The sequence below is a fragment of the Streptomyces sp. NPDC044044 genome (assembly GCF_056434405.1).
Genome location: NZ_JBWKFG010000006.1, coordinates 42886 through 63111, shown reverse-complemented (window position 1 = coordinate 63111; position 20226 = coordinate 42886). Strand labels below are relative to the sequence as shown.

Here is a 20226-nt window from a genome sequence, read left to right as displayed (position 1 = left end):
TCGCGTACGCCGCTCACAGCCCCGCCGAGCGGGCCTCGCCCAGCTCGGTGAGCCGGTCGCGCAGGCGCTCGGCCTCCTCGGGGATGAGGCCGGGGATGCGGGCGTCCGTGGCCGCGGCCGCCGTGTGCAGCTGCACGCTCGCCAGGCCGAAGTGCCGCTCCACGGGCCCCGATGTCACCTCGACGAGCTGCATCCGGCCGTACGGGACGATCGTCTCCTCGCGCCAGAGCACGCCCCGGCTGATCAGGAGGTCGTCGGCCCGCTCCGCGTACCGCCAGGAGCGCCAGTTGCGGCCCAGCATCGGCCAGCCCCACGCCACGAGGGCCAGGGGCAGTGCCGCGAAGGATGCCCATGCGGGGCCCGCGAACATTCCCAGGAGCACGCCGAGCGCCACCGCGACCGGCACCAGCCACACCACGAGGAGCAGCCGCCGCATTCTCAGCAGGTCCCGTGGCAGACCGGTCCACTCCGGCTCCGCCGCTGACTTTCCCGGCTCTGCCGGCCGTGCCGGCTGTGCCGTCCCCGTTTCCATGCCTCCAAGCGTACGTAGCCGAGGTGACAGTCGCGTAGGAGCGCGCGTACGAGAGAATGCGCGCATGAGCCCCACGACGGAGACCACGCTCGGCATCGGCGGCGCCGCGGAGAGCACCGACATGGTGCTCAACATCGGCCCCCAGCACCCGTCCACGCACGGCGTGCTGCGGCTGCGCCTCGTCCTCGACGGCGAGCGGATCCAGCAGGCGGAGCCGGTCATCGGCTATATGCACCGTGGCGCGGAGAAGCTCTTCGAGGCGCGTGACTACCGGCAGATCGTGGTACTCGCCAACCGGCACGACTGGCTGTCCGCGTTCTCGAACGAACTGGGCGTCGTCCTTGCTGTGGAGCGGATGCTCGGCATGGAGGTCCCCGAGCGCGCCGTATGGATGCGCACGCTCCTCGCCGAGCTGAACCGCGTCCTCAACCACCTGATGTTCCTTGGCTCGTATCCGCTTGAACTGGGCGGAATCACCCCGGTGTTCCATGCGTTCCGGGAGCGCGAGGAGCTCCAGAACGTGATGGAGGAGATCTCCGGCGGCCGCATGCACTACATGTTCAACCGCGTCGGCGGCCTCAAGGAGGACCTCCCGGCGGGCTGGTCCACGCGCGCGCGTGCCGCCGTCGCCTCGGTCCGGTCCCGCATGGACGTGTACGACAAGCTGGTCCTCGGCAACGAGATCTTCCGGGGACGTACGCGCGGCGTGGGAGTGCTGTCCCCGGAGGCGGTGCACGCCTACGGAGTGAGCGGTCCCATCGCGCGTGCCTCCGGAGTCGACTTCGACCTGCGCCGTGACGAGCCGTACCTCGCGTACGGGGAGCTCCAGGACACCCTGAAGGTCGTCACGCGTCAGGAGGGCGACTGCCTGACCCGCTTCGAGGTGCTCCTGGAGCAGACCCACAACGCCCTCGACCTCGCCGACGCCTGCCTGGAGCGGCTCGCCGAACTGCCGCAGGGGCCCGTCAACCAGCGCCTCCCGAAGGTGCTCAAGGCCCCCGAGGGCCACACGTACGCGTGGACCGAGAACCCCCTGGGCATCAACGGCTACTACCTGGTCTCCAAGGGCGAGAAGACCCCGTACCGCCTGAAGCTCCGCTCGGCGTCGTACAACAACATCCAGGCCCTCGCCGAGCTGCTGCCCGGCCAGCTCGTCGCCGACATGGTGGCGATCCTGGGGTCACTGTTCTTCGTGGTCGGCGACATCGACAAGTAGCGGGTCCGTGACAAGGAGCGGGTCCGTGATGCCGACCGGCTGGGCGAGCCACCCGAAGTCGCCGAGCCCGCCGGTCGCCGTGAGCTCCGCCGCCGCTCCCGCCTGCGCGAGCGCCCGTACGTACGCGGCCGGGTCGGTGGAGGCCAGGGACAGCGGCGGGCGGCCACCGCTCACCCCCAGGGCGTGCAGGGCCGCGCGCTGCGTGAGCAGGGAGGCTCCGGGCAGGGCGCACGCGTCGAGTGCCACATGGGCCGTGATGTCGCACGTGCCGTCCGGCACGGGCGCCGTCTCGCGGCCCGCCCGGAAGCCGGTCAGCGTGCCGAAGGGCGGCCTTCCCGCGCGGTCGTGCGCGTAGTCGACCGCGACCGCGAGGCCGCGGGTCAACGTCGCCGTGGCCGCCGCCCACGCCTCGTCCCTGGGGCGGCCGATCTCCGCGCGCAGGCCCGGCTCCGGGGCGAGCGGCCACCAGCGCGCGAGCCAGGAGGCGTCCGCGCCCTCGACCGTCCCGCCGAGTGATTCGGTGCCGTCATCGCGTACGAGAACGCGGCGCACCAGGCCGTCGGGGTCGACCTCGGCGATCTCCAGGGGGACGTTGTCCAGCCATTCGTTGGCGAAGAGCAGGCCGGTGACGCCGGCGGGCGGACGGGCGCACCACTCGATGCGCGGGTCGAGTCCCGCGGGCCGCTCGGCCCGCTCGACCGCACAGGCACGCGCGCGTGGCGCCACGTCCGGGGGCAGCGCGGCCAGGACGCCCGCGGTCAACTCGCCCCGGCCCGCGCCGAGGTCGACGAAGGCCAACTCGTCCGGGTGGTCGAGCGCCTCGTCGACGCGGCACAGGAGCCGGGCCACCGCGCCCGCGAAGAGCGGCGAGGCGTGCACCGACGTCCGGAAGTGCCCCGCGGGCCCTTCGGGGCGCAGATAGAAGCCGTCAGGCCCGTACAGCGCGGTCTCCATGGCCTCCCGCCAGCCACGTCGCACGTCCTGCCGCTCACCTCGGACCTCGTTCGTCACGCGAGAAGGCTAAGCGGGCCTCCACCTTGGGGAGTACATGCGAGGGGTACGGATCGGACCTCCGGTTGACCCCGGAGGGCCGTCGCGCTGCCTACGCTGGGTTACGTGCAGCGCGTCTATGACTTCCTCCGCAGACACCCGACCGGGGTCGATGGCTTCTGGGCCCTCGTCCTGCTCGGGATCTCCGGGATTGGCCTCGTCACCATGGCCGACGCGGAAGGCCATGACCCGGCGGTCCCGGCCGCCCTCGTCGTCGTCGGCATGTCCGTCGTGGTGGCGCTGCGCCGCAAGTACACCGAGAAGATGCTGATCCTCGCCGCGGTCCTCGGCGTCGCTCAGCTGATCTTCGACGTCAAGACGATGCCGGCCGACTTCGCCATGCTGGTGATCATCTACACCGCGTCGGCCGACGGCACCAAGTGGGCCTCGCGTTTCGCCCTGATAGGCGGCCTGTGCGCGGCTCCGCTGTCGTCGCTGCGCTGGCCGGAGGAGAGCATAAGCACCTTCGGCAGCATCTTCTTCGCGATCTTCCAGATGGTGCCCTTCGCCCTCGCCTGGGTGCTCGGCGACTCCATCCGCACCCGCCGCGCCTACTTCGCGCAGCTGGAGGAGCGCGCCGACCGCCTGGAGAAGGAGCGGGCGGCACAGTCCAAGGTCGCGGTGGCGGCCGAGCGGGCCCGCATCGCGCGCGAGCTGCACGACGTCGTCGCGCACAACGTCTCGGTGATGGTCGTCCAGGCGGACGGCGCCGCGTACGTCCTCGACCAGGCCCCCGAGCAGGCCAAGCAGGCCCTGGAGACCATCTCGGGCACCGGGCGCCAGGCGCTCGCCGAGATGCGCAGGCTGCTCGGCGTGCTGCGCACCGGCGAGCACCAGGAGAGCGGTGAGTACGTCCCGCAGCCCGACGTCGAGCAGCTCGACGAGCTCATCGAGCAGGTGCGCACGGCCGGTCTCCCGGTCGACTTCAAGGTGGAGGGCACCCCGCGCCCGCTGCCGAGCGGCGTGGAGCTCACGGCGTACCGCATCGTGCAGGAGGCGCTCACCAACACCCGCAAGCACGGCGGCGAGAACACCGGCGCCAGCGTGCGCCTCGTCTACTTCGACGACGGCCTGGGGCTGCTGGTCGAGGACGACGGCAAGGGCGCGCCCCACGAGCTGTACGAGGACGGCGGAGCCGACGGCAGCGGGCACGGCCTGATCGGCATGCGCGAGCGCGTCGGCATGGTCGGCGGCACGCTGGACGCGGGGCCGCGGCCGGGCGGAGGCTTCCGCATCAGTGCGCTTCTCCCGCTCAAGCCCGCAAGCTGACACCTGTCACCGAAACGTCCACGCCATACGCTCATGACCGCGTCCGTACGCTCAAGACCGCATCCGCACGCTCATGAACACATCCGTCGCTCAAGAACACCTCCACGAAAGGGCCTTTGATGTCGATCCGCGTCATGCTCGTCGACGACCAGGCGCTGCTGCGCACGGGGTTCCGGATGGTGCTCGCCGCACAGCCGGACATGGACGTCGTCGCCGAGGCGGGCGACGGGGTCGAGGCCCTTCAGGCGCTGCGGACGACCGAGGTCGACGTGGTGCTCATGGACGTACGCATGCCGAAACTGGACGGCGTGGAGACGACCCGGCGCATCTGCCAGGACGAGAACCCGCCGAAGGTGCTGATCCTGACGACCTTCGACCTCGACGAGTACGCCTTCTCGGGGCTGAAGGCGGGCGCGTCCGGCTTCATGCTGAAGGACGTGCCTCCGGGGGAGCTGCTCGCCGCGATCCGCTCGGTGCACAGCGGCGACGCGGTGGTCGCGCCGTCCACGACGCGGCGCCTGCTCGACCGCTTCGCGCCGATGCTGCCGAACGCGGGCGGGCAGCCGCAGCACAAGGAGCTGGAGCGGCTCACGGACCGCGAGCGCGAGGTCATGATCCTGGTCGCCCAGGGGCTCTCGAACGGGGAGATCGCGGCGCGGCTCGTCCTGTCGGAGGCCACGGTGAAGACCCACGTGGGCCGCATCCTGACCAAGCTCGGCCTGCGGGACCGGGTGCAGGTGGTCGTCCTGGCGTACGAGACGGGTCTGGTGCGGGCGGGCGGCGGGGGCGCCTGACGGCTGCCCCGCCTCACGGCTGCCCCGCCTCACGGGGTCAGCGCAGGATGCCCTCCAGGAAGTCGCTGCCCAGGCGGGCGACCACGGTGACGTCCAGCTGGTGCATCACGTACCGGCCGCGGCGCACCGTGGTGACCAGGCCCGCCTTCTTGAGGAGCGTGAGGTGCCGGGAGACCTCCGGCGCCGTGAGCCCGGTCGCGTGGGCCAGCTCGCCGGTGCTGAAGGGCGCGCGGGCCATGTCGCGGCACAGTCGCAGGCGCACCGGGTGCGCGAGGGCCGTGAGCCGCCGCTCCAGGGTCTCCACGGAGGTGGGCTTGGCCAGGTCCGGGGCGGACACGGGGTAGTGGATCACCGGGCGCCAGCCCGGGGCGTGCAGGACCATCAGGTGCGGCCAGGCGAAGTGCGAGGGCACGAACGTGAGCCCCGCGCCCAGGGTGTGGTCCAGGGCCGTCGTGGTGCCCGGCACCAGCTTGTCCGCGGTGATGCGGCGGCTGTCCGCGTCCACCGAGAGCGCCGCCGACACCGAGGTGAGGACCTCGGCCAGGCCCTTGCGGCGCAATATCTCCGTCTTGTGCCGTGCGTCGGCGGCCAGTTGGACGCGTACCCGCCGCCAGGTGTCGGCGAAGAACGCCTCGTCGCAGTCCTCCAGGAGGCGGCGCAGCCAGACCCGGACGGTGTGCGGATCGGTCAGGAGGCGCTCGGCGAAGTCCAGTTGCCGGGTGCCGCGGGTGGCGGCGAGCTCCAGGGCGCGGGCGCCCCGGACGGGGTCGGTGAGCGGCGAGGGACCGCCTTCGTTGTACGTCGTGCCGCACGTGAACTCCAGGGCCGCCATGACGAATCGCTCGTCGTCCAGGCGGTCGAGGAGGTCGAGCTCATCGGCGAGCGTCGCCCCCGGCCTGCCGTCGCCGTCGACCAGCCCCGCGAACGGCATGAAGACGTCCGAGAACGTGTTCCGCCACAGGAAGTCGGCCTCGCACAACCGGTCGGCGAGGTCCGGCTTGAGGCAGGCGGTGGTCGCGGTGGCCCAGCCGTGCAGCCCCGGATGGTGTCCGGGCTCGGCCAGCGCGTGCAGCGCGACGCCCAGCTCCGCCAGGGGCGAAGGGTCGAAGAAGATCCGCTCCTGCGGCAGGCCTGCGATCTCGATGTGCACGCTCATGGACCCATCGTGCACCGCGCCACCGACATCACGGCCGCCGATTGACGACCGGCGTCAATCGGCGCGACGGCGGCGTGACGGCGGGCGCAGTCTGTGGTGACCGGGCCGCACAAGGCTCGTGAAACCGGGCCGCACAAGGCTCGTGAAAACCGGGCCGCACACGGCTCGCAAAGACCGGGCCGCACGGCAGCGTCGCCGCCGGACCGGAACCACGACGACCCACCCCTGCGCCGACCCTGGCTTCCCGTCGACCCAAGGGTGCCCGATAAGTACCATTTGTCTTGAGAGGCGACTCATCATGAGCATCACCCAGCAGTACCTGCTCGACAGCTACCGCGCCGCCCAGCACGACGAGCGGACCCCGCCGGCCCCCGGCCAGCAGGACTGGCAGGTCGTCCGCGAGGTGCGCGACTACGGACGCTTCCGTGCCGTCGTCGAGGAACGCCCCGCCCACGGGCGGATCCGCGCCGCCCTGGCCCGGATCGCCCGCGCGGGCTCCGCCGGCCGGGGCTCCGTCAGCCGGGGATCCGGCGCACGAACTCCGCGACCGCATCATTGACGTCGCCGGGCGTCCACTCCAGGCCCGCCTCGGTCACGGTGACCTCCGTGACCGAGAGGCCGGGCGGCCCGTCGGCGAACCAGCGGCCGAACAGCTGGGTCTTGGTCTCCTCCGCCTGCCCGAGCGCCGCCTCGGTCAGAGCCTCGGAGTCGTACGGCAGCCAGACCTGGAACTGGTGGGTGTGCGGCTGCTCGGGGTGCACGCGTGACCAGGGCACCCCGGCGGCCGCGAACCCTTCGCGCAGCGCGTCGGCGACCACGCGCGCGTGCGCCACGTAGTCCGGCAGCCGCGGGAGCGTGTTCTTCAGGCCGAGCAGGGCGGCGACGGCGGCGGGGAACTGGTGGAAGATCTGGCCGCCGTAGCGGTGCCGCCAGATCCTCGCCTCGTCGACCAGGGTGCGCGGGCCCGCGAGGACCGCGCCGCTCAGGCCGTCCAGGGACTTGTAGAACGACACGTACACGGTGTCCGCGAGCCCGGCGATCTCCGCGAGGGGGCGGCCGAAGTGCGGTGTGCACTCCCACAGGCGCGCACCGTCGAAGTGCACGACGGCGTCGCGTTCGCGGGCCGCCTCCACGACCTCTTCGAGCTCCTCCCAGGACGGCAGGACGAAACCGGCGTCCCGGAGCGGCAGTTCGAGCATCAGCGTCCCGAAGGGCTCCTCGAACTCACGCACTTCCTCGGCCGTGGGCAGCCGCGGCTCCCGCGTCGGATGCACCGTGCGCAGGCCGCTCACCGCGGAGAGCGCGCCCCCTTCGTGGACCTCGGGGTGGGCCTTGGGGTGCAGGGCGACGGTCGCGTTGCCCGTGCGGCCCGCCCAGCAGCGCAGGGCGACCTGCTGGGCCATCGTGCCGCTGGGGAAGAAGGCGGCAGCCTCCTTGCCGAGCAGCCGCGCGACCTCGTCCTCAAGGCGGGCGACGACCGCGTTGCCGTAGATGTCGATCGGCTCGTCCGGGCCCACGACCTCGGGGGCCGCGTCAGCGAGCGCCGAGAGCCGTGCGGTCAGCGGCAGGTGCGCGGACCAGCGGTGCAGGGTCCGGGTGGCGCCGAGGGCGGCGGCCCGGCGGCGGGCGGCCGCCAGGTCCTGCCCGCCAGCATCGGCTCCTTCGCCGTCCGCCCCTTCGCCGTCCGCGGGCCGCCCCTGGGCCTGCTCCTGTCCGGGCGCCTGCCCCGGCTCCCGCTCCCGCCCCGGCCCCTGCGCTGCTCCGTCATGTGAAGTCATTCTCCGAGCATGGCGTGCGACCGGCCGCCGGTCATACCAATAACCACAGCCTGTGGACAGCCGAGGACGCGGCGCGGACCAATCGCGTTAGCATGACGAGAAATCGTCCGGTACCCGGAGCGGACTGGAACGGGAAGAAGGCGTCATCGCGTGAACGCACCTCATCAGCCAGACCCGCGGGACCGCCCCGCGAGGCTCACGGTGGGTGTCGTGGGAGCGGGCCGAGTCGGCCCCGCACTCGCCGCGGCACTCCAGCTCGCCGGGCACCGCCCGGTCGCCGCGTCGGGGGTCTCCGACGCCTCCGTACGACGCGCGGCGGTCCTGCTGCCCGACGTCCCCCTCGTCCCGCCCGCCCAGGTCCTCGAGCGCGCCGACCTCGTCCTCCTGACCGTGCCGGACGACGCCCTGCCCGGCCTCGTCGAAGGCCTCGCGGAGACCGGTGCCGTGCGCCCCGGCCAGCTGATCGTGCACACCTCCGGGCGGTACGGCACCAAGGTGCTCGAACCCGCCCTGCGCGCCGGCGCCCTGCCGCTCGCGCTGCACCCCGCCATGACGTTCACCGGCACCCCCGTCGACGTGCAGCGTCTGGCGGGCTGCTCCTTCGGCGTCACCGCTCCCGATGAGCTGCGCCTGGCCGCCGAGGCGCTGGTCATCGAGATGGGCGGCGAGCCCGAATGGATTGCCGAGGAGTCACGCCCGCTCTACCACGCGGCGCTCGCGCTCGGCGCGAACCACCTGGTCACGCTGGTCGCCGAGTCCATGGAGCTGCTCCGTGACGCGGGCGTGGAGGCCCCCGACCGGATGCTCGGCCCGCTGCTCGGCGCCGCCCTGGACAACGCCCTGCGGTCCGGCGACGCCGCGCTCACCGGACCCGTCGCGCGCGGGGACGCGGGCACCGTCGCCGCGCACGTGGCCGAGCTGCGCAAGCACGCCCCGCAGACCGTCGCCGGGTATCTGGCGATGGCCCGCGCGACCGCCGACCGCGCGCTGGCCCACGGACTGCTCAAGCCCGAGCTCGCCGAGGACCTCCTGGGAGTCCTGGCGAACGGCGGGAGCGTGGGCGGCGACGCCGAGGGAGGCACCCGATGACCCGCCTCGTGCACACCGCCGAACCGCTGCGCACGCGCACGCGTGGCGGCCGCCGCGTCGTCGTCATGACCATGGGCGCCCTGCACGAGGGCCACGCCACGCTGATCCGCACCGCACGCCGTATCGCGGGCGACGAGGGCGAAGTCGTGGTCACGGTCTTCGTGAACCCCCTCCAGTTCGGCGCGGGCGAGGACCTCGACCGCTATCCCCGCACGCTGGACGCCGACGTCAAGATCGCCGAGCAGGAGGGTGCGGACTTCGTGTTCGCCCCGTCCGTCGACGAGGTCTATCCGGGCGGCGCACCGCAGGTCCGGATCAGCGCGGGCCCCATGGGCGCACTCCTCGAAGGGGCCACGCGCCCCGGCCACTTCGACGGCATGCTCACGGTCGTCGCCAAGCTGCTGCACCTCACCCGGCCCGACGTCGCGCTGTACGGCCAGAAGGACGCCCAGCAGCTCGCCCTCATCCGCCGCATGGTGCGGGACCTGAACTTCGGCATCGAGATAGTCGGCGTGCCCACCGTGCGCGAGGACGACGGCCTGGCGCTATCCAGCCGCAACCGCTATCTCTCCCCGGCCGAGCGGCGCACCGCGCTCGCCCTCTCCCAGGCCCTCTTCGCGGGCCGCGACCGGCACGCCGCGCAGGAGGCCCTCCACGCGCGTGCGGCACAGGCCCCCGTCACGCACGCGCGCGCCGACGCCCTGAACGCCCTGGGGGAGTCCCGCGCCGCCGCCGACACCCACGCCCTCGCCCAGTCCGTCACGCCGACCGTGCCGGGCGGCCCCGCGGCCGTCCGCGCCGCCGCCCGGCACGTCCTGGACGAGGCGGCCCGCCGCGAGCCCCCGCTGGAGCTGGACTATCTGGCGCTCGTCGACCCGGCCGACTTCACGGACGTAAAGCCGGGCCACACCGGTGAGGCGGTCCTCGCCGTGGCGGCCAAGGTCGGCGCGACCCGGCTGATCGACAACATCCCGCTCACGTTCGGAGCCACCGCATGAGTGCCACCGGAATACGGCTGCATGCCCCCGCCCCCGGCTGGTCCCTGGAGGCCGACGTCGTCGTCGTCGGCTCCGGAGTGGCCGGACTGACCACGGCCCTGCGCTGCTCGGCGGCCGGCCTGAAGACCGTCGTGGTCACCAAGGCCAGCCTGGACGACGGCTCCACGCGCTGGGCGCAGGGCGGCGTCGCCGCGGCGCTCGGCGAGGGAGACACCCCCGAGCAGCATTTGGACGACACCCTCGTGGCGGGCGTGGGCCTGTGCGACGAGCAGGCCGTGCGCATCCTGGTCACCGAGGGCCCCGGCGCCGTCCGGCGCCTCATCGAGACCGGCGCCCACTTCGACACGAGCCCCGAAGGCGCCATCGAGCTGACCCGCGAGGGCGGCCACCACCGCCGCCGCATCGCGCACGCGGGCGGCGACGCGACCGGCCTTGAGATCTCCCGCGCCCTGGTCGAAGCGGTCCGCGCGCGGTCCATACCGACCGTGGAGAACGCCCTCGTCCTCGACCTGCTGACCGACGCCGACGGCCGCACCGCCGGTGTCTCCCTGCACGTCATGGGAGAGGGCCAGCACGACGGCGTGGGCGCGGTCCACGCCCCCGCGGTCGTCCTCGCCACCGGCGGCATGGGCCAGGTCTTCTCGGCGACCACGAACCCGTCCGTGTCGACGGGCGACGGCGTCGCGCTCGCCCTGCGCGCGGGCGCCGAGGTGAGCGACCTGGAGTTCGTGCAGTTCCACCCCACCGTGCTCTTCCTGGGCGCCGACGCGGAGGGCCAGCAGCCGCTGGTCTCCGAGGCGGTGCGCGGCGAGGGCGCCCACCTGGTGGACGCGGACGGCGTGCGCTTCATGCTCGGCCAGCACGAGCTCGCCGAGCTCGCGCCGCGCGACATCGTCGCCAAGGGCATCACGCGGCGCATGCAGGAACAGGGCGCCGAGCACATGTACTTGGACGCCAGGCACTTCGGCGCCGAGATGTGGGAGAACCGCTTCCCGACCATCCTCGCCGCCTGCCGCGCCCACGGCATCGACCCGCTGACCGAGCCCATCCCCGTCGCCCCGGCCGCGCACTACGCCTCCGGCGGCGTCCGCACCGACCCGCAGGGCCGCACCACGGTCCCGGGTCTGTACGCCTGCGGCGAGGTCGCCTGCACCGGTGTGCACGGTGCCAACCGCCTCGCCTCCAACTCCCTTCTGGAGGGCCTGGTCTACGCCGAGCGCATCGCCGCCGACATCGCGGAACGGCACGCGGAGCTGGCCCTGCCCGCCCTCTACGCGGCGGTGCCCGTCCCCGTGCCCGCCCCCGCACCGGTGCCCCACCCCGACACCCCCGCGCACCCCCTGCTGCCCCCCGAGGCCCGCTTCGCCATCCAGCGCGTGATGACGGACGGCGCCGGAGTGCTCAGGTCCGCCGATTCCCTCTCCGAGGCCGCGGCCCGCCTGGCGCGCATCCACGCGGAGGCGGCGGGCGCGCTCGCCGAGGACGGCAAGACCGCGGAGCCCGGCGTCGACACCTGGGAGACCACCAACCTCCTGTGCGTCGCCCGCGTCCTGGTCGCCGCCGCGCAGCGCCGCGAGGAGACCCGCGGCTGCCACTGGCGCGAGGACCACCCCGACCGAGACGACGAGGCCTGGCGCCGCCACATCGTCGTACGCCTGAACGCGGACCGGACCCTGGCGGCGCACACGACAGAGACCGCAGACTTCCCCCCGACGACCAGCCTTCAGGAGAAGTGACCGTGAGCACCCCCGACGACCTCCCTCTCGCCCCCACCGGCGGCGGCTGCGGCGACGCCTGCGGCTGCGGCGGAGACGACGCGTACGACCCCCTGGAGTGCGGCCTCGACCCCGCTCTCGCGCAGCTCCTGACCGACGCGGGGCTCGACCCCGTGCAGGTCGAGGACATCGCGCACATGGCGATCGAGGAGGACCTGGACGGCGGCGTGGACGTCACATCGGTCGCCACGATCCCCGAAGAGGCCGTGGCCACCGGCGACTTCACCGCGCGCGAGTCCGGCACGGTCGCGGGCCTGCGCATCGCCGAAGCCGTCATCTCCCTCGTCTGCACGGACACCTTCGAGGTCGAGCGGCACGTCGAGGACGGCGAGCAGGTGGAGGCGGGCGACACGCTGCTCAGCGTCACCACCCGCACCCGCGACCTGCTCACCGCCGAGCGCAGCGCGCTCAACCTCCTGTGCCGCCTGTCCGGCGTGGCGACGGCCACGCGCGCGTGGGCCGACGCCCTGGAGGGCACGAGCGCCAAGGTCCGCGACACCCGCAAGACGACGGCGGGCCTGCGCGCCCTGGAGAAGTACGCGGTGCGGATGGGCGGCGGCGTGAACCACCGCATGTCGCTCTCCGACGCGGCCCTGGTGAAGGACAACCACGTAGTGGCCGCCGGAGGCGTGGAGCAGGCCTTCAAGGCCGTCCGCGCGGCCTTCCCCGACCTGGCCGTGGAGGTCGAGGTCGACACCCTCCACCAGCTGCGCGAGGTCGTGGACGCGGGCGCGGACCTGATCCTCCTGGACAACTTCACGCCGGGCGAGACCGAGGAGGCCGTGGCCATCGTGGCGGGCCGCGCGATCCTGGAGTCCTCCGGCCGCCTCACCCTGGAGAACGCCGGGGCGTATGCGCGGACGGGCGTGGACTTCCTCGCGGTGGGCGCCCTGACCCACTCATCGCCGATCCTGGACATCGGCCTCGACCTGCGCGCGGCGGAGTGACGACGACATGCTGCTGACCATCGACGTCGGAAACACCCACACCGTCCTCGGACTCTTCGACGGCGAAGAGATCGTCGAGCACTGGCGCATCTCCACGGAGGCCCGCCGCACCGCCGACGAACTGGCCGTGCTCCTGAACGGGTTGATGGGCATGCACCCGCTCCTCGGCGAGGAGCTCGGCGACGGGATCGACGGCATCGCCATCTGCTCGACGGTCCCCTCCGTCCTGCACGAACTGCGCGAGGTCACACGGCGGTACTACGGAGACGTGCCCGCCGTCCTCGTGGAGCCCGGCATCAAGACCGGCGTGCCGATCCTGATGGACAACCCCAAGGAGGTCGGCGCCGACCGCATCATCAACGCGGTCGCGGCGGTCGAGCTCTACGGAGGCCCCGCCGTCGTCGTCGACTTCGGCACGGCGACCACGTTCGACGCGGTCTCCGCGCGCGGGGAGTACACCGGAGGCGTCATCGCCCCCGGCATCGAGATCTCCGTGGAGGCCCTCGGCGTGCGGGGCGCCCAGCTCCGCAAGATCGAGCTGGCCCGGCCGCGCAGCGTCATCGGCAAGAACACCGTGGAGGCCATGCAGTCGGGCATTCTGTACGGCTTCGCGGGACAGGTCGACGGCGTCGTGCAGCGCATGGCCCGCGAACTGGCGGGCCCGGACGGCGATCCCGACGACGTGACGGTCATCGCGACCGGCGGCCTTGCGCCCATGGTGCTCGGCGAGGCCTCGGTGATCGACGAGCACGAGCCGTGGCTGACCCTCATCGGCCTGCGCCTGGTCTACGAGCGGAACGTCTCCCGGAGTTGAGCGTTCCGGCCGAGGGGCCGGCAGCTGTCGGCTCATAACTGGCGGCTCATAAGCGGGGCTTGCGCACACAACCCTGCGCCCCATAGAAGAGTCTGCGCAGGGACGGGACGTGACCGGGTTCGAGCGGGCGTGGAGCAAATGGGGCGTAGGGGAAGTCTGGTCGCGACAGTGGCCGCCGGGGTGCTTGCCGGTCTTGCCGGACCGGCCACGGCGGCGAGCGCGGCCACCGGGTTCGAGGACGGCCGTGCGGCGCACACGATCACGTACGCGGTGACGCACGCGGTGGACTCCGGTGCGGGAGGAGTCGTCGATGGCCCCGGCGTCTCCGTCAGAGGCCTCTCCACGACGGAGACACCGTCCGCCACTTCCAGCACTTCCAGCTCTTCCAGCACGCCAGGTACGCCCGGGACGGATGAGGATGAGGCCCCCGGCACCATCGCGGACACCGGCGCGGGCGTGCTCCCTTGGATCACCGCGGTCGCGGCCGGCGCCCTCGGGGTCGGCGCGGTCGTCTTCGCGATGATCCGCCGCCGCTCGGAGTGAGCGCGGGCGCCGCCACGTCCCGCGGAAGCCGCACCTGAAGCCAGGCCGGAGCCTGACCGGAAGCCACGCCACAGATTGGCGTTAAGCGGATTTTGTCCGTTTGGCACGTATTGTCGGTCCATGCCCACGCCATACGGATCTCGCGGCGGCATGGCCTTCGGTGCGGAGGAGCTGCGTGTGCTCCGCCGCGCTCTGGCCCTCGCCCTGCATCCAAGCCCCGTCTCCGACGAAGACGTCCAGGACTGTCTCCGTCTCGCCGACGCCGTCGACGAGGCGGTCAGCGAGGGTGCCAGGCTCCGCGCCTTCCTGCTGGCCGACCTCGCCCGCTACCGGGCGGCCCTGCCCGGCACCGCCACCGGCTACCTCGCGCTCCTCGAGGACGTCCTCTGCTCCGGCTACCAGCCGGGCGCCGACGACCTCGCGGCGCTGCGCGCCCTGCGCGGCAACCCGGTCGCGGCCACCCTCCTCGACCGCTGCCGGACCATCGCCGAACAGGCCGTACGCGCCCGTCTCTCGGGCCGGTCCCATACGTCGGCCCCGGCGCCCCGCCGCCTCGTCCCCGCCTCGCGCACGCGTCTGCTCGCCCTCCCCGGCGGCCGGAGCGATGCCGACGACAGGGCGGAGCCCAAGCCCAAGACGCCGAGCGCCCCGCCCGGGAAGCCGGCCGCTCCCGAGCAGCCCCGCCCCGTGCCGACCCCGGCCGAGGTCTTCCCTCCCAAGCGCCGCCCGGCGGACCCCCCGCACCAGCTCGCCGCGGGCTAGCTACTCTGGGGGCATGGAATACGTCTCCGCGCTCCTGCCCCCCGTAGTGATGGCCGTGTTCTTCGGCGGTCTCATCGTGACGATCGTGAAGACCCAGGGCGGCGCCAACAAGGCCAAGGAAGACGCGGCCGTCGACGCCGTGATCGCCCGAGCCGAAGTTGCCCGGCAGGCCCCCAAGGCCTGACCGGCACCTTGGGCAAGGCCTGACCAGGTCCGACTCCCGGTGACCCGAGGTCACCACCCGCACACTCTTGGCGTACGACTCGCTCTCATTCCGAGTCGTACGCCCTTTTTGTTGTGGAAATGGCGCCTCGCCCACGTCCGTCACGTGATTAGTGACATCTCCCACTATTGTTCTGGTGTGCCTCGCCCCTTGGGAGAACTCGAAGACTCAGTCATGACACGGGTGTGGAAGTGGAACCGCCCCGTGACCGTTCGAGAAGTCCTGGAAGACCTTCAGCAGGAACGGTCCATCGCGTACACCACCGTCATGACCGTTTTGGACAATCTTCATCAGAAGGGCTGGGTGCGCCGTGAAGCGGAAGGCCGCGCCTATCGATATGAGGCGGTCTCCACTCGGGCCGCCTACGCCGCCGCACTGATGAACGAAGCATGGTCGCAGAGCGACAACCCCGCCGCTGCTCTCGTCGCGTTCTTCGGGATGATGTCGGCGGAACAGCGCGAAGCACTCAGCGACGCGATGCGCATCGTGGGCCCGGTCTCTCAAGCGATCCCTCAAGCGGATCCCCAAGAGACTCCTCAAGCGGATCCTCAAGAGTCTCCTCAAGCGGTCCCTCAAGCGGTCCTTGAGAACCCCGGCGAGGCGGAGCCAGAAGTAGAGCGATAGCGTCCGGTCATGCCAGCAGAACCCCCTGAACTCAGCGCTAAAGCAGTCTCCGTACGCCGGGCGCGCACCGCCGATGTGCCGGTCGTACGCAACCTACTCGACTCCTACGCCCGTCAGGGGATCCTGCTCGACAAAGCGACGGTCGCTCTTTACGAGTCCATCCAGGAGTTCTGGGTGGCGGAACGCGACGACAACGCCGAGGTCGTCGGCTGCGGCGCCCTCCACGTGATGTGGGAAGACCTCGCGGAAGTGCGCACTCTCGCGGTGAACCCCGATGTCAAGGGCGCCGGAGTGGGTCATCAGGTGTTGGGGAAGTTGCTGCAGACCGCTCGCTGGCTCGGTGTCCGGCGGGTTTTCTGTCTCACCTTCGAAGTCGACTTCTTCGCGAAGCACGGCTTCGTGGAGATCGGTGAGACACCTGTCGACGGAGATGTCTACAGCGAGCTGCTGCGTTCCAAAGACGAGGGCGTCGCTGAGTTCCTCGGCCTCGAACGAGTGAAACCGAACACCTTGGGCAACAGCCGGATGCTTCTGCATCTGTGATCGTCGCCGGTATTCCGGGCTGCCTGCTGCCCCGGTTCCCTATGTCCGAAACGCGCACGTTTCCAGGGTTCTCGGGGTGCTCAGTCTCTCCCGGGGGTTTGTGTTTTCCCAGCAAAAGCGGTTTGCTTTCCGACGTACTGCAGTACTGCATATAACAGGGGGCGGCGATTCTGCGGCTCGCGCCGTGCGATCCGGCCCTAAGTTATCGATGAAAGGAAATCCGGTGGCACAGAAGGTTCAGGTCCTTCTTGTCGATGACCTCGACGGTGGCGAGGCAGACGAGACCGTGACGTTTGCGCTGGACGGCAAGTCGTACGAGATCGACCTCACCACGTCGAACGCGGACAAGCTCCGCGGTCTTCTTGAGCCGTACCTCAAGGGCGGTCGTCGTACCGGTGGCCGTGGTTCGGCCGGGCGCGGCAAAGCCCGTGCCGCGGCCACGAGCGGCGGTCAGGACACCGCGGCGATCCGTGCCTGGGCGAAGGACAACGGTTTCGAGGTCAACGACCGCGGCCGCGTCCCCGCGTCCATTCGCGAGGCCTACGAGAAGGCCAACGGCTGACGACGGGTCCGTCGCAACCGGACCCGGTGGCACTGCGTTGCCGCCGTGTCCACAAGTCGTACGAGACCGGAGCCCACGGCGGGGTCGCTGTGGGGCACCGTGCCACCCCCCACGCACGACAGGGACGGCAGTGCCGGCAGCGTCGGCTCCACCTCGCACCCGGGCTCTGGGGGTCGCAGCCATACGGCGGCCCCCTGCGAGCCGGACCACCCCGGAGGCGTGGGCGCGTCGATCCGTCCGCCCGCACCGATGGCCGTGAGGTCGAGGCTGATGCCGCCCCACTCCAGCCACTCCAGGAGCCCCGGCAGCTCGTCGGCGCTCCCCGCGGCCACGAAGAGCCGCATCGTTTCCCCCCGCAGAGCCACCGGAGCCTTCGGCCCGAGATGCCGCAGGGCGGCGAAGCCTGCTTCAGCGGGCAACTGCAGTACGTCGAAGCGGAGCCCCGTCAGGAGCCCCACCGGCAGTCCGGGGCGGTGCTCGGCGGTCGCCCAGCCGAGTTCGTTCTCGTACCACTGCCGCACCGGGTCGCTCTGTCCGACCGGTACACGGGGCTGGGGAACGGTGATGGCCATGCCAGGAGCAACCGGCCGGAAGGGTCCTGGGTTACGCAGCGTGTCTCCATGAGTGCGCACAGTGTCCGGAAAGAGGGCGTAAGGGCGTGTTCGGCGGCGCAAGGGTGTTCGCCCGTAGCGGAGGGAACCGGCGCGCGCCGCATGGAGTGTCAGTCGTTGCGGGTAAGACATCCCTAGTGGGGAGGGGCGACACACGCGCCAGGCCGTCTCACGTTCGCCATCGGCGTAGCTGAGGTGAGGGTAAGTGCTTGGCCTGCGGGAACATCGTCTCGCACCATCGGGTTGGAGCAGTTGTCGGCGTTCGGGGTCAGGAGGCACCTCTTGTTCTCGGCCGGGTGTCGGCAGTTGGAATGAGCGGTCCCCGCTTGCGGGACTAAGCTGCGGAAGGACAGGGAGGGGACAGCCCCCTTACTGCCTGACCGCTCTGAGGAGCGATTAACGATGTTCGAGAGGTTCACCGACCGCGCGCGGCGGGTTGTCGTCCTGGCTCAGGAAGAAGCCCGGATGCTCAACCACAACTACATCGGCACCGAGCACATCCTCCTGGGCTTGATCCACGAGGGCGAGGGTGTCGCCGCTAAGGCCCTGGAGAGCCTCGGGATTTCGCTCGAGGCGGTCCGCCAGCAGGTGGAGGAGATCATCGGTCAGGGCCAGCAGGCCCCGTCCGGCCACATCCCCTTCACCCCCCGTGCCAAGAAGGTGCTGGAGCTTTCGCTCCGCGAGGCCCTTCAGCTGGGCCACAACTACATCGGCACGGAGCACATCCTGCTCGGCCTGATCCGCGAGGGCGAGGGCGTCGCCGCCCAGGTCCTCGTGAAGCTGGGCGCCGATCTCAACCGGGTGCGGCAGCAGGTCATCCAGCTGCTCTCCGGATACCAGGGCAAGGAGACCGCCACCGCAGGCGGTCCTGCGGAGGGCACGCCTTCCACGTCCCTGGTGCTCGACCAGTTCGGCCGGAACCTCACCCAGGCCGCTCGTGAGTCCAAGCTCGACCCGGTCATCGGGCGCGAGAAGGAGATCGAGCGGGTCATGCAGGTGCTGTCCCGCCGTACGAAGAACAACCCCGTGCTCATCGGCGAGCCCGGCGTCGGCAAGACCGCCGTCGTCGAGGGGCTCGCGCAGGCCATCGTCAAGGGCGAGGTGCCCGAGACGCTGAAGGACAAGCACCTGTACACGCTTGACCTCGGCGCGCTGGTCGCCGGCTCCCGCTACCGCGGTGACTTCGAGGAGCGCCTGAAGAAGGTCCTCAAGGAGATCCGCACCCGCGGCGACATCATCCTGTTCATCGACGAGCTCCACACCCTGGTGGGTGCGGGCGCCGCCGAGGGCGCGATCGACGCCGCGAGCATCCTCAAGCCCATGCTGGCGCGAGGCGAGCTGCAGACCATCGGTGCCACGACGCTGGACGAGTACCGCAAGCACCTGGAGAAGGACGCGGCCCTCGAGCGCCGCTTCCAGCCCATCCAGGTCGCGGAGCCGTCCCTGCCGCACACCATCGAGATCCTCAAGGGTCTGCGCGACCGTTACGAGGCCCACCACAGGGTCTCCATCACGGACGAGGCGCTGGTGCAGGCCGCCACCCTGGCCGACCGGTACATCTCGGACCGCTTCCTGCCGGACAAGGCGATCGACCTGATCGACGAGGCCGGTTCCCGGATGCGCATCCGCCGGATGACCGCGCCGCCGGACCTCCGCGAGTTCGACGAGAAGATCGCGGGCGTGCGTCGCGACAAGGAGTCGGCCATCGACTCCCAGGACTTCGAGAAGGCGGCCTCTCTCCGCGACAAGGAGAAGCAGCTGCTCGCGGCGAAGGCCAAGCGCGAGAAGGAGTGGAAGGCCGGCGACATGGACGTCGTCGCCGAGGTCGACGGCGAGCTCATCGCCGAGGTCCTCGCCACGGCGACGGGCATTCCGGTCTTCAAGCTGACCGAGGAGGAGTCCTCGCGTCTGCTGCGCATGGAGGACGAGCTCCACAAGCGGGTCATCGGCCAGAAGGACGCCATCAAGGCGCTTTCGCAGGCGATCCGGCGTACGCGCGCCGGTCTGAAGGACCCGAAGCGTCCCGGTGGCTCGTTCATCTTCGCCGGCCCGTCCGGTGTCGGTAAGACGGAGCTTTCCAAGACGCTCGCCGAATTCCTCTTCGGTGACGAGGACGCCCTGATCTCCCTCGACATGTCGGAGTTCAGCGAGAAGCACACGGTCTCGCGTCTCTTCGGTTCGCCGCCCGGATATGTCGGTTACGAAGAGGGCGGGCAGCTGACGGAGAAGGTCCGCCGCAAGCCGTTCTCGGTCGTCCTCTTCGACGAGGTCGAGAAGGCCCACCCGGATATCTTCAACTCGCTCCTGCAGATCCTGGAAGACGGTCGCCTGACCGACTCCCAGGGCCGGGTCGTGGACTTCAAGAACACGGTCATCATCATGACGACCAACCTCGGCACGCGTGACATCTCCAAGGGCTTCAACCTTGGATTCGCCGCCGCTGGTGACGTCAAGACGAACTACGAGCGCATGAAGACCAAGGTCAACGACGAGCTGAAGCAGCACTTCCGCCCGGAGTTCCTGAACCGTGTCGACGACACGGTGGTCTTCCACCAGCTCACCGAGGAAGACATCATCCAGATCGTCGACCTCATGATCGCCAAGGTGGACGAGCGTCTCAAGGACCGCGACATGGGCATCGAGCTCAGCGGTGACGCGAAGAAGCTCCTGGCCAAGAAGGGTTACGACCCGGTGATGGGCGCCCGGCCGCTGCGCCGGACGATCCAGCGCGAGGTCGAGGACATCCTGTCGGAGAAGATCCTCTTCGGCGAGCTCCGCCCCGGCCACATCGTGGTCGTCGGCACGGAGGGTGAGGGCGACGAAGCCAAGTTCACCTTCCGCGGCGAGGAGAAGGCGGCGCTTCCGGATGTCCCGCCGATCGAGCAGGCCGCTGGTGGCGCGGGGCCGAACCTGAGCAAGGAGGCGTAGCCCGCCGGGCTC

General features: G+C 71.1%; 21 protein-coding genes. 16 read left to right on the top strand and 5 right to left on the bottom strand.

The annotated features are described in order from the left end of the window. Window positions 1-13: 13 nt before the first annotated feature. Window positions 14-532 (bottom strand): PH domain-containing protein, encoded by a 519-nt coding sequence (locus AC07AG_RS22775; protein WP_478757167.1) that lies wholly within the window; start codon window positions 530-532, stop codon window positions 14-16. 64 nt (window positions 533-596) lie between these two features. Between AC07AG_RS22775 and AC07AG_RS22770 the strand changes: the two genes are divergently transcribed. Further along, window positions 597-1748 (top strand): NADH-quinone oxidoreductase subunit D, encoded by a 1152-nt coding sequence (locus AC07AG_RS22770; protein WP_478757165.1) that lies wholly within the window; start codon window positions 597-599, stop codon window positions 1746-1748. Here the strand turns inward: AC07AG_RS22770 and AC07AG_RS22765 are convergent. Further along, window positions 1713-2702 (bottom strand): SAM-dependent methyltransferase, encoded by a 990-nt coding sequence (locus AC07AG_RS22765; RefSeq protein WP_478757901.1) that lies wholly within the window; start codon window positions 2700-2702, stop codon window positions 1713-1715. The genes AC07AG_RS22770 and AC07AG_RS22765 overlap by 36 nt on opposite strands. A 162-nt stretch (window positions 2703-2864) precedes the next feature. Between AC07AG_RS22765 and AC07AG_RS22760 the strand changes: the two genes are divergently transcribed. Continuing rightward, entirely contained in the window at window positions 2865-4067 is a 1203-nt protein-coding gene (locus AC07AG_RS22760) for a sensor histidine kinase (protein WP_478757163.1), read from the top strand. Between the two features lie 119 nt (window positions 4068-4186). Next, the gene (locus AC07AG_RS22755) at window positions 4187-4861 is read left to right on the top strand and encodes a response regulator transcription factor (protein ID WP_361053382.1); all 675 of its coding nucleotides are present in this window, start codon (window positions 4187-4189) and stop codon (window positions 4859-4861) included. A 37-nt stretch (window positions 4862-4898) separates the two neighbouring features. Here the strand turns inward: AC07AG_RS22755 and AC07AG_RS22750 are convergent, their stop codons facing one another. Beyond that, window positions 4899-6011 (bottom strand): DUF5937 family protein, encoded by a 1113-nt coding sequence (locus AC07AG_RS22750; protein ID WP_478757899.1) that lies wholly within the window; start codon window positions 6009-6011, stop codon window positions 4899-4901. Between the two features lie 304 nt (window positions 6012-6315). On the opposite strand from AC07AG_RS22750, the gene AC07AG_RS22745 reads away from it, so the two are divergent. Beyond that, entirely contained in the window at window positions 6316-6576 is a 261-nt protein-coding gene (locus tag AC07AG_RS22745) for a hypothetical protein (RefSeq protein WP_478757160.1), read from the top strand. Here AC07AG_RS22745 and AC07AG_RS22740 read toward each other — a convergent pair. Next, window positions 6533-7795 (bottom strand): threonine aldolase family protein, encoded by a 1263-nt coding sequence (locus tag AC07AG_RS22740; RefSeq protein ID WP_478757159.1) that lies wholly within the window; start codon window positions 7793-7795, stop codon window positions 6533-6535. The genes AC07AG_RS22745 and AC07AG_RS22740 overlap by 44 nt on opposite strands. Window positions 7796-7945: 150 nt before the next feature. Between AC07AG_RS22740 and AC07AG_RS22735 the strand changes: the two genes are divergently transcribed. The 11 genes from AC07AG_RS22735 (at window position 7946) to AC07AG_RS22685 (ending at window position 16675) form a co-directional block, all read left to right on the top strand. Next, window positions 7946-8884, top strand: coding sequence for a Rossmann-like and DUF2520 domain-containing protein (locus tag AC07AG_RS22735; RefSeq protein ID WP_478757157.1), 939 nt, complete (start codon window positions 7946-7948; stop codon window positions 8882-8884). Further along, entirely contained in the window at window positions 8881-9882 is a 1002-nt protein-coding gene (gene panC / locus AC07AG_RS22730; protein WP_478757155.1) for a pantoate--beta-alanine ligase, read from the top strand. Before AC07AG_RS22735 ends, panC begins: the two co-directional genes overlap by 4 nt. Then, the gene (locus AC07AG_RS22725; protein WP_478757153.1) at window positions 9879-11618 is read left to right on the top strand and encodes an L-aspartate oxidase; all 1740 of its coding nucleotides are present in this window, start codon (window positions 9879-9881) and stop codon (window positions 11616-11618) included. Before panC ends, AC07AG_RS22725 begins: the two co-directional genes overlap by 4 nt. A 2-nt stretch (window positions 11619-11620) precedes the next feature. After that, window positions 11621-12604 carry a carboxylating nicotinate-nucleotide diphosphorylase gene (nadC, locus tag AC07AG_RS22720; RefSeq protein ID WP_478757151.1) on the top strand — a complete coding sequence of 328 codons (984 nt, stop codon included), beginning with the start codon at window positions 11621-11623 and terminating at the stop codon, window positions 12602-12604. Window positions 12605-12611: 7 nt separating this feature from the next. Next, window positions 12612-13418 carry a type III pantothenate kinase gene (locus AC07AG_RS22715; RefSeq protein ID WP_249588596.1) on the top strand — a complete coding sequence of 269 codons (807 nt, stop codon included), beginning with the start codon at window positions 12612-12614 and terminating at the stop codon, window positions 13416-13418. A 138-nt stretch (window positions 13419-13556) separates the two neighbouring features. Further along, window positions 13557-13961, top strand: coding sequence for a hypothetical protein (locus AC07AG_RS22710; protein WP_478757149.1), 405 nt, complete (start codon window positions 13557-13559; stop codon window positions 13959-13961). Window positions 13962-14111: 150 nt separating this feature from the next. Next, window positions 14112-14723, top strand: coding sequence for a hypothetical protein (locus AC07AG_RS22705; protein WP_478757897.1), 612 nt, complete (start codon window positions 14112-14114; stop codon window positions 14721-14723). Between the two features lie 13 nt (window positions 14724-14736). Next, on the top strand, window positions 14737-14907 hold the full coding sequence (locus tag AC07AG_RS22700; protein ID WP_478757147.1) for a hypothetical protein: 171 nt from the start codon (window positions 14737-14739) through the stop codon (window positions 14905-14907). A 177-nt stretch (window positions 14908-15084) separates the two neighbouring features. Then, entirely contained in the window at window positions 15085-15570 is a 486-nt protein-coding gene (locus AC07AG_RS22695; RefSeq protein WP_478757146.1) for a BlaI/MecI/CopY family transcriptional regulator, read from the top strand. 9 nt (window positions 15571-15579) lie between these two features. Further along, a complete protein-coding gene (locus AC07AG_RS22690; protein WP_160506416.1) occupies window positions 15580-16113 on the top strand; it encodes an amino-acid N-acetyltransferase in 534 nt (177 codons plus the stop codon). A gap of 223 nt (window positions 16114-16336) precedes the next feature. After that, window positions 16337-16675: a histone-like nucleoid-structuring protein Lsr2 gene (locus AC07AG_RS22685; protein WP_249588592.1), complete on the top strand. Its 339-nt coding sequence runs from the start codon at window positions 16337-16339 to the stop codon at window positions 16673-16675. Here the strand turns inward: AC07AG_RS22685 and AC07AG_RS22680 are convergent. Then, window positions 16654-17247, bottom strand: coding sequence for an SCO3374 family protein (locus AC07AG_RS22680; RefSeq protein WP_478757143.1), 594 nt, complete (start codon window positions 17245-17247; stop codon window positions 16654-16656). The two genes, AC07AG_RS22685 and AC07AG_RS22680, sit on opposite strands and share 22 nt — an antisense overlap. Window positions 17248-17688: 441 nt before the next feature. Here AC07AG_RS22680 and AC07AG_RS22675 point away from each other — a divergent pair, with 441 nt between their 5' ends. After that, window positions 17689-20214, top strand: a complete 2526-nt coding sequence (locus tag AC07AG_RS22675) for an ATP-dependent Clp protease ATP-binding subunit (RefSeq protein WP_249588590.1) — start codon at window positions 17689-17691, stop codon at window positions 20212-20214. Window positions 20215-20226: the final 12 nt, after the last annotated feature.

Coding starts and splice junctions, on each gene's coding strand:
- AC07AG_RS22690 (WP_160506416.1), top strand. CDS start 15,580: ATGCCAGCAGAACCCCCTGAACTCAGCGCTAAAGCAGTCTCCGTACGC.
- AC07AG_RS22710 (WP_478757149.1), top strand. CDS start 13,557: ATGGGGCGTAGGGGAAGTCTGGTCGCGACAGTGGCCGCCGGGGTGCTT.
- AC07AG_RS22705 (WP_478757897.1), top strand. CDS start 14,112: ATGGCCTTCGGTGCGGAGGAGCTGCGTGTGCTCCGCCGCGCTCTGGCC.
- AC07AG_RS22700 (WP_478757147.1), top strand. CDS start 14,737: ATGGAATACGTCTCCGCGCTCCTGCCCCCCGTAGTGATGGCCGTGTTC.
- AC07AG_RS22740 (WP_478757159.1), bottom strand. CDS start 7,795: ATGACTTCACATGACGGAGCAGCGCAGGGGCCGGGGCGGGAGCGGGAG.
- panC (WP_478757155.1), top strand. CDS start 8,881: ATGACCCGCCTCGTGCACACCGCCGAACCGCTGCGCACGCGCACGCGT.
- AC07AG_RS22755 (WP_361053382.1), top strand. CDS start 4,187: ATGTCGATCCGCGTCATGCTCGTCGACGACCAGGCGCTGCTGCGCACG.
- AC07AG_RS22770 (WP_478757165.1), top strand. CDS start 597: ATGAGCCCCACGACGGAGACCACGCTCGGCATCGGCGGCGCCGCGGAG.
- AC07AG_RS22675 (WP_249588590.1), top strand. CDS start 17,689: ATGTTCGAGAGGTTCACCGACCGCGCGCGGCGGGTTGTCGTCCTGGCT.
- AC07AG_RS22680 (WP_478757143.1), bottom strand. CDS start 17,247: ATGGCCATCACCGTTCCCCAGCCCCGTGTACCGGTCGGACAGAGCGAC.
- AC07AG_RS22775 (WP_478757167.1), bottom strand. CDS start 532: ATGGAAACGGGGACGGCACAGCCGGCACGGCCGGCAGAGCCGGGAAAG.
- AC07AG_RS22715 (WP_249588596.1), top strand. CDS start 12,612: ATGCTGCTGACCATCGACGTCGGAAACACCCACACCGTCCTCGGACTC.
- AC07AG_RS22765 (WP_478757901.1), bottom strand. CDS start 2,702: ATGGAGACCGCGCTGTACGGGCCTGACGGCTTCTATCTGCGCCCCGAA.
- AC07AG_RS22745 (WP_478757160.1), top strand. CDS start 6,316: ATGAGCATCACCCAGCAGTACCTGCTCGACAGCTACCGCGCCGCCCAG.
- AC07AG_RS22725 (WP_478757153.1), top strand. CDS start 9,879: ATGAGTGCCACCGGAATACGGCTGCATGCCCCCGCCCCCGGCTGGTCC.